This window comes from Mesorhizobium sp. P2_E6 (genome assembly GCF_056403835.1).
Genome location: NZ_JBFUEQ010000041.1, coordinates 1 through 1,096, shown reverse-complemented (window position 1 = coordinate 1,096; position 1,096 = coordinate 1). Strand labels below are relative to the sequence as shown.

Sequence of the window (1,096 nt, the reverse complement as noted above, 5' to 3'; positions counted from 1 at the left end):
GTGATCACGACGGCGGTCGGCCAGGATGCCGGCACGGTTGTCGAGGCCGGCAACCTGGACAACGGCACGGTTGTCGCCGGGACGCCGTCGGCGTCCGGCACGCTGACCTCCTCGGATGTCGACCACGGCGCGACGGCGACCTGGAGCGGCGACGCGACGGGCACCTATGGCGCGTTTGCGATCAACCCGACGACGGGCGCCTGGAGCTTCGCGCTCRATCAGGGCGCGGCCGATCATCTGGCCGAGGGCGAGAGCGACACCCAGACGTTCACCGCCACGGTCACCGACGACAAGGGCGCGACGGCGACGCAAACCGTCACCATCACCATCACCGGCACCAACGACAGCCCGGTGATCACGACGGCGGTCGGCCAGGATGCCGGCACGGTTGTCGAGGCCGGCAACCTGGACAACGGCACGGTTGTCGCCGGGACGCCGTCGGCGTCGGGCACGCTGTCCTCCTCGGATGTCGACCACCTGGCGACGGCGACCTGGAGCGGCGACGCGACGGGCACCTATGGCGCGTTTGCGATCAACCCGACGACGGGCGCCTGGAGCTTTGCGCTCAATCAGGGTGCGGCCGATCATCTGGCCGAGGGCGAGAGCGACACGCAGACGTTCACCGCCACGGTCACCGACGACAAGGGCGCGACGGCGACGCAAACCGTCACCATCACCATCACCGGCACCAACGACAGCCCGGTGATCACGACGGCGGTCGGCCAGGATGCCGGCACGGTTGTCGAGGCCGGCAAYCTGGACAACGGCACGGTTGTCGCCGGGACGCCGTCGGCGTCCGGCACGCTGTCCTCCTCGGATGTCGACCACCTGGCGACGGCGACCTGGAGCGGCGACGCGACGGGCACCTATGGCGCATTTGCGATCAACCCGACGACGGGCGCCTGGAGCTTTGCGCTCAATCAGGGTGCGGCCGATCATCTGGCCGAGGGCGAGAGCGACACGCAGACGTTCACCGCCACGGTCACCGACGACAAGGGCGCGACGGCGACGCAAACCGTCACCATCACCATCACCGGCACCAACGACAGCCCGGTGATCACGACGGCGGTCGGCCAGGATGCCGGCACGGTTGTCG

General features: G+C 69.5%; 1 protein-coding gene. It reads left to right on the top strand.

What is annotated here, in order from left to right; translation table 11 throughout:
* A partial coding sequence (locus tag AC1D08_RS33665) for a VCBS domain-containing protein (protein WP_477425350.1) occupies positions 1 to 1,096 on the top strand: 1,096 nt, incomplete at both ends.